This is a genomic window from Fulvivirga sp. M361, assembly GCF_007097395.1.
In the GTDB taxonomy this organism is placed as follows: domain Bacteria; phylum Bacteroidota; class Bacteroidia; order Cytophagales; family Cyclobacteriaceae; genus Fulvivirga.
This window is the reverse complement of sequence record NZ_VKDC01000006.1, coordinates 592,136-599,669: the sequence shown is the minus strand read 5'-3', so window position 1 is coordinate 599,669 and position 7,534 is coordinate 592,136. Positions and strand designations below refer to the sequence as shown.

Below are 7,534 nucleotides of genomic sequence, written 5' to 3'. Positions count from 1 at the left end.
CCACTTGACTCCCACTCCTTCATCAACTCAAACATCTTAGATTCCTTGCTCATCGCTCTTTTTGTGAACAAAAATCACTATTCAGAAAGCATACAGCAATACGCCCAACACCGAAGGGATACGTTGGAGTAGTGTCGCATCTGCACATGAACAGGAGTAAACACGTGATAGACAATGTAATTAGTGTTCGTATCATACTGCTATAATTAACAATCGATGAAAAGTAACCATACCGCTGAAGTAAAAGGTTGAAGGGTTCAAATTAGGCTGTTTAAATTTTTTAGCGATATGGAACGAGGAATGGGACATTTAAACCACCTTTTCAAAAAACCAACCATCATTCCTCCCCTACTCTTTGCATTTCACAAAATAAATCTTTAACGTTACACTGTATTAGTTAAGTAGTACAGTAAATCAGTAACAATGATCAACATCCAAAATCTCAATTTCAACTACTCGAAAAAGCAGCCACCGCTGTTCCGGGGTTTGAACTGCGACCTGGAAGCAGGTCGTATTGTGGGGTTGCTTGGCAAGAATGGCGCCGGAAAAACTACCCTGTTGAAAATTATGATCGGATTGCTATTTCCTACCAACGGTCAGGTAAAGGTAAACGATCATCAGCCCGCGAAAAGGCAGCCTTCCTTTCTTCAGGAGCTTTATTTTGTTTCAGAAGAATTCAGTATCCCCGGGATCTCCATCCATAATTACGTTAAAGCAAATGCCGGATTCTATCCGAGGTTTGACCGGATACTATTGCAACGTCTTTTATCTGATTTTGAATTACCGGAGACTACCAGCCTGCAACGCTTGTCTTACGGACAAAAAAAGAAATTCCTCATCTCTTTTGCACTATCCACCAAATGCAAATTATTAGTGCTGGACGAACCCACTAACGGACTGGACATTCCTTCAAAATCCATCTTTCGCAAGGTGTTAGCCGGGTCGCTGGATAATGACCAGCTGGTCATTATCTCTACGCACCAGGTGAAAGACGTAGAAAACCTGATTGACCGTATCCTTATGTTGGAAAATGGCCGGTTTATCATGCAAAAGGACCTGTTTGATATTTCCTCTAAACTTCATTTCTCTACCGCTTCTTCGGCAGAAGGCGATGAGGTTTTGTATAGTGAAATGGTCCCTGGCGGGTATAAAGTGATTACGCCACAACTCAACGGCGATTCATCCGTCGATATCGAATTATTATTTAATGCCATTACCAATGGTAGCCAAAAACTGAAAGATTATGTCCGGTAACACATTCAACGCGGAGCGCTTTTCCCTGCTGTTCAAACAGCATTTCATCCATAACAACAAACTATTACTGTATTCTACTGTGGCCTATTGTGGTGTAGTATTCCTTATTCTTTCACTGACGCAAATGGGAAATAATTTGCAACCTCACGATACGGAGAATTTCATAGGTTTCCTTTTCGGTTTTGTGGGAGTTTTTGGAATACTATATGTAGGCCATTCATTTCCGGCATTTCGCTCAAAGGAAAACAGTATCAACTATCTCATGGTGCCCGGGTCAGCATTTGAGAAATTCCTGTTTGAACTGGTTATCCGAATTGTGATCATGTTGATACTATTGCCCCTACTTTACTGGGTTACATTTCATTTGCAAGGATATTTCTTTGCATTGTTCACGGATCATACTTTTATTTCTTTGGATATTTTCAACTGGGTCAGGGCTGAAACACATGAAATAAACAACACGTTCTGGCTACCTGCATTGATCATTTCAGCCATTATCCTGGGGTTTGTATTGCCGTTTACCGGGGCCGCTATGTTTTCCAAACAACCGCTGGTTAAGACATTGTTTTCAGTGGCGGTGATCGTTCTTCTATACACATCTGTGATTTATATCGTAGTGGAGCATCTTGGATTGTCGAATTACCGACCCGGTGATGCTATGTGGCTCATACCCAATAGCGACCATTCCGCCATACGATTTTTTGCTTGTGTTTTGATGTTAGCCAACCTGGTGATGCTATTTGTTGCCTATCGAAAATTAAAAGAAAAGGAGGTATAGGGATGGAGTTTCAAAATGGCAAAAGCATCTTTTTGCAGATTGCTGATACGATTACGGATAGAGTAGTGAGCGGTGAATTTCAGGCAGGTGAAAAAATACCATCTGTCCGGGAACTGGCTTCTGAAATGGGAGTCAATCCAAATACAATTATGAGAACCTATAGTGAACTACAAGCTATGAACATTATTGAAAACCAAAGAGGTATAGGGTACTTTGTCAATACCGATGCTTCTAAGATCATTCTGAAAAACAAAAGGGAAGAATTCTTTGCAAAAGTATTGCCTGACTTTTTGCGCCAGGCATCCATGCTCGGCATCACTTCAAGTGACCTGAAAGAGCACATTGAAACACTGAACGGAAAGCTGTAAATGATCGCAAACCTGATCCATTGAGAAATACGGTTAGCAAAAGTTTATAAGTGATCATAAAAAGAAAAATGTTATACAAATGAAACTAAGTAATAAAATACTCATAGGGTTCTTTGGGTTCGTGCTCCTTTACATGTTACTGGCGTTCACCGAAGTAAGGTTCAGAGGTGACTATAAAGGGTGGAACAAATCCAATAGCAAAGTCGAGTCTACGCCTATTGATACTGTAAAATACCTCGTACTCAAGGGCCTTGATCAACAGGTCAAACTAAGTACCTCAGACCAACCTCGCATAGAGTTAAAGAGCCGCTCTGGTGCGGTACTTTCGAAACTTGAGTATGAAACCCATGGAGACACGTTGGTCCTTGAACGATTTGCCTTGGAGGAACATGAGCGCGTTCACCTGTTCGTTTATGTCACTCCGAATGATCTTGCTGAGATTAAAGTAAATAAGTCATCCGTAGTCATCAGTAATTTGGACCAGTTATCCCTGTCCATTACGCAGTCCGGCGGATCGGTGAATATGGAAGGCAATAACAAATTGGGGAATATGCGTATTGACGCTTCGGAAAAAGCTAATTTTAGGGCTGCGGGTTTTAGCCTTGACACATTGTCAGTACAACTGGACCATGCTGATATAAAATTTTGGTCAAAAGTAGAACGCCTTGAGGGGGGCATGATCAATCAATCCCATTTGCTAGTTAAGGACCCCGGAGATATTCAGTTTAAAAAAGATGAAAGCAGCAGGTTGAGGGTGGTAAATTAAGGCACATCAAAGCAGCTTCACCTATGGTTCAATATTTGCTAGGGTTGTGTAACATAGTATCGTTCAGGATCTTCTTATCTGTAAACCGGAAAATCTTAATGTTATATCCTCTTATTCAACCTCGTAACTACTTACCCGTAAGTGCCCCGTCATGAATATTGAGATCAAAGGGCTTTCCAAAATCTATCCCAACGGGCATGCTGCCATTAACAACGTTAACCTTGAGATCGGCAGCGGTATGTTCGGTCTGTTAGGGCCCAATGGGGCGGGCAAGTCAAGCTTAATGCGCATATTGGTGACCTTGCAAAAAGCAACAGAAGGCAGCGTGCTAATGGATGGAATGGATATTAACGAGCATAGGAAAAAGATCCGTCCATTCATCGGATACCTTCCGCAGGATTTTACCTACTTCTCAAAATTGAAGACCTGGGAATTCCTTGATTATACGGCCCGGTTATCCACCTCACTTAAAAGGAAAAAGCGTATGACAGAAGTGGATCGCATGCTGGATCAGGTGGGCCTCCTGGAGGTAAGAGAACGTATGGCCAACAAACTCTCCGGGGGAATGAAGCGGCGTCTGGGCATAGCCCAGGCACTTATCGGTAACCCCCGGTTATTAGTGATTGATGAACCTACTACCGGACTTGACCCGGAAGAGCGCATTCGATTCAGAAACATATTATCAGACCTGAGTCAGAAGGATGTCACCATCATCCTTTCCACGCACATTGTTGGAGACATCAGCAGCACCTGCCATAATATGGCCATGCTCAATAAAGGTGAAGTTGCATTCCATGGCTCGCCGGAAGGTATGATTGATCAAGTACGAGGCCATGTCTGGCAGGTCACTTTGGGAGATGATGAATTTAATGTGTTAAAGACAAAATTCCCTGTCGTTTCTACCATTCCTACAATTGGTCAATGGGAAGCGCAGTTCATTGCTACCGACAAACCGCATCCTGAGGCCAAAACCATTACCCCTAACCTGGAGCATGCCTACGTGTACTTTATGGAAAATCAACTTGGGATATCACTGGTATGATCTCTTTAAGCAATATACGGACCGTTGCAAAATATGAATCAAAGATTTTATGGCGTAATTGGTTCTTTCGGATTGTGTCGCTTATTGGTGTGGGTTTCCTTCTGATCTTTAACATAGCCGTATTTTCCGAAGCAAATACCCCTCGATGGTCCGTAATTTCAAGTAGTTGGGGAATGCCCTATGCCAATATGATCTTAATAAGTATCGCCCAGGCGGCATCGGTCATATTTCTGGCTACCGGATTGATAAAAAAGGACAAAAAGATCGATACGAACGAAGTGTTTTTTGTTCGTCCTGTATCTAACCTGGATTACGTAATGGGAAAAGCATTGGCCCTCTTCAAGCTTTTCTTTTGGTTGAATGTAGTTTTACTCTGTATCCCTTTGATCGTCAATATTACGAGCCCAAACACGGCATTCAATCCCTGGGCATTTATCTTATACCCTCTGTTGACAAGCTTTCCAAGTATTGTTTTCACTACAGGCCTGGCTTTTCTGTGTGTGACCCTTTTACGGAACCAACCTGTCACGATCATTTTCCTGTTGGGGCTGGCTGCGGTACAATTAATTTACTTCATGGGTGAATATTCCGATATCCTGGATTTTATGGCCTTCCGCTTTTCCATGCTGGCCTCTGATATAGCAGGCTTCATTGATGTGAAATTCATGCTATGGCAAAGGGCTTTTTATCTTGTTTCAGGAATTACATTTCTGTTTGCCACAGCTTTCTTCCTGGACCGGCTGACTAACCACAAAAGTATTCGTATAACGACAGGCCTGATCTCATTGCTATTGCTTGGAGTCTCGTCCTACATCATGTTTAGTCTGTGGAATATGAGGCAAGCCCCTTTGATCCTTCGTGAAAATATGATCACTGTTAATGGCCAGTGGGCAGATAAGCCCAACGTGGACATTGTATCAAATCATATAAGCCTTGAACACACAGGCAAAGGGATCTCGTGTACATCTGTCATACAGGTAAAAAACAATACTGTAAAACCACTTTCTACCGTGTATTTCACTTTAAACCCCGGACTGACCATTGATGCGGTGACCATGGATGACAGGCCTGTTGAGTTTGACAGGAATTTACAGATTGTGTCTATTCAACCAGTAACAGGAATCCAACCTGATCAAACGGTAAACATCATTATAAAATACCATGGGAGTATCCTGGAAGCGGTAGCGCATCTTGAGGTGGACCAGGAACGATACGAAGCGGTCAATGAGTATTTCGTCTTTGCGCCACATAAAAAATATGCCTTTGTACAGCCCGATTATTTGTTACTCACCAAAGATGTGCTCTGGTATCCTGATACTCAAATTGGTTATAGCAGGGCGTCCCCAACAAGAGAACGCACCTCATTTATAGATTTTAAACTGGATGTAAAAAAGAATGAGGTCCTGGTTCCCATATCACAAGGCGAGCTCAACGTCAAAGGCAATTTGTATCAGTTCAGGCCCGAGTATGCACTGCCGCAGATCTCACTTGCTATGGGTAATTATACAAAAAAAGAGATCACGGTGGACAGTATCACCTACTCGGTTTACCACTATCCTGAAAATGACTATTTCATGCCCTATGTAGACCAACTGTCGGATACGCTGAGTTTCCTCATTACGGATATTGTCAATGAATATGAGGATGGTCAAAAGCTTAACTACCCGTTCCGCAGGCTGCGGTTTGTGGAAACACCCCTACAGTTTAGCGCTTATAATAAGATCTATGAAAGTCAGCAGGCTTTTTTACAGCCTGAGATAGTACTTTGGCCTGAAAAAGGGGGGGATATATGGCCTTTCGACCTCAGAAGACGGCTTCGTGACATGAACCGGCAGGCACGCAAACAAAACGAGGTATTGAGTGAAAAGCAGAAGCAGGCTAATGTATTCAGTAACCTTATCAAAAAGGTATTTACGAAACAGGCGGGTGACCAATGGTTTTTTGACGGAAGGAATTCAGATGAACCGGATTATTCACTATTTGCTAATCTTTATGCTTACAATTCAGGGATATTAAGCGAAAACTGGCCCTTATTGAACAGCAGTATATCCCACTATCTTCAAAACGATAAACAACCTCAAAATGATTATTCCAGGAATATTAATGGGATCTCTTTTGCAGAAGAATGCAATAGTTTAATGCGTGAATCTTCCATAGCAGAAATACTTACCGGAAACACTGGTTTTAATAAAATCCATAAATCAGTTTCATTAAAAGCCGAATACCTGTTTTCATATTTAGGCCAGTTACTGGGTGAAGAAGAATTGAAACAATTTTTGTATGCATGGATCAGTCAGCACCCACATCAACTCACCACATATATAGACTTCAGACAGGCATTTTCAGAAAACTTCGGTCTGGACATAGACCCGATCATTCAACAGGTTTACCAAAACAAAGAACAGCCGTCATTTGAAATTGAAGATATTCAAAAATATGAGGTATTGGATGGGGACCGTAAGCGCTACCAGGTATTATTCAATGTGAAAAACAGTGGAGAAAATGACGGGGTGATCAAGGTAAGCTTTAACGCTGGAAATAACAGCGGGCAAAGGGCATTTTTCAACCTCAGAGCCGATGATGAGAATAAGACCAAAATACCCGGGTCCTTATCTTTAATTAAAAAAGGCGAAACAAAGCAAATCGGATTCGTACTTGATCAGCGGCCGGTGAAAATTACTATAAATACCCTTATATCAAGAAATATACCATCCATCATCACCATCCCGTCGGGTAAATTCGGGTTACGTGAAAATACCGGGTTGTTTGAAGGGGAAAGAGTGATTGAACAACGACCTGACTCCAGGCAATATATCGTTATTGTGGATAATGAAGATCCCGGATTCACCACCTTCAGTCCTGTTAAGGCTACTTATCTCAGGGCATTTCTCGACAGCCGAAATCCCTCCGATAAAAAATACTATGGTCATTGGCACCGCTCCTACTCCAAATGGCTTCCGACCACCGGTTCTGACTTTTATGGCAAATCTATACGATCAGCTCATTTTACCCGATCTGGCAGTGGGGATAAAATAGCTACCTGGTCACCTGCGCTACAAGAAGAAGGATTTTATGACCTCTATGTGTATATGATGGGTAAAAACCAAAACGAGCGCAGAGGTCATGGACAAGTCAGTTATCATTATACCATTCATCACGGAGATGGAAAGGATGATATCAGTTACAATATTTCAAATGCAGAACCAGGCTGGAATTACCTGGGCTCCTATTACTTCCTCCAAAGTGGCGGAAGCATTACACTAACCGATGAGTGTGAGCTCAGAACGGTCTATGCAGATGCTATTAAATGGGTCAAGCAATAATAA

General features: G+C 42.1%; 6 protein-coding genes. All 6 read left to right on the top strand.

Annotated elements, in window-relative coordinates:
- Positions 1–423 precede the first annotated feature (423 nt).
- Entirely contained in the window at positions 424–1,254 is an 831-nt protein-coding gene (locus FNH22_RS09290) for an ATP-binding cassette domain-containing protein (RefSeq protein WP_143398080.1), read from the top strand.
- Positions 1,244–2,032, top strand: a complete 789-nt coding sequence (locus tag FNH22_RS09285; protein ID WP_143398079.1) for a hypothetical protein — start codon at positions 1,244–1,246, stop codon at positions 2,030–2,032. The genes FNH22_RS09290 and FNH22_RS09285 overlap by 11 nt, the downstream gene beginning before the upstream one ends.
- Before the next feature lie 2 nt (positions 2,033–2,034).
- The gene (locus tag FNH22_RS09280) at positions 2,035–2,400 is read left to right on the top strand and encodes a GntR family transcriptional regulator (protein ID WP_143398078.1); all 366 of its coding nucleotides are present in this window, start codon (positions 2,035–2,037) and stop codon (positions 2,398–2,400) included.
- A 79-nt stretch (positions 2,401–2,479) separates the two neighbouring features.
- On the top strand, positions 2,480–3,166 hold the full coding sequence (locus tag FNH22_RS09275; RefSeq protein ID WP_143398077.1) for a GIN domain-containing protein: 687 nt from the start codon (positions 2,480–2,482) through the stop codon (positions 3,164–3,166).
- 151 nt (positions 3,167–3,317) lie between these two features.
- Positions 3,318–4,208 (top strand): ABC transporter ATP-binding protein, encoded by an 891-nt coding sequence (locus FNH22_RS09270; RefSeq protein WP_143398076.1) that lies wholly within the window; start codon positions 3,318–3,320, stop codon positions 4,206–4,208.
- Positions 4,205–7,531 carry a hypothetical protein gene (locus FNH22_RS09265; protein WP_185154146.1) on the top strand — a complete coding sequence of 1,109 codons (3,327 nt, stop codon included), beginning with the start codon at positions 4,205–4,207 and terminating at the stop codon, positions 7,529–7,531. Before FNH22_RS09270 ends, FNH22_RS09265 begins: the two co-directional genes overlap by 4 nt.
- The last annotated feature ends 3 nt before the right edge of the window (positions 7,532–7,534 follow it).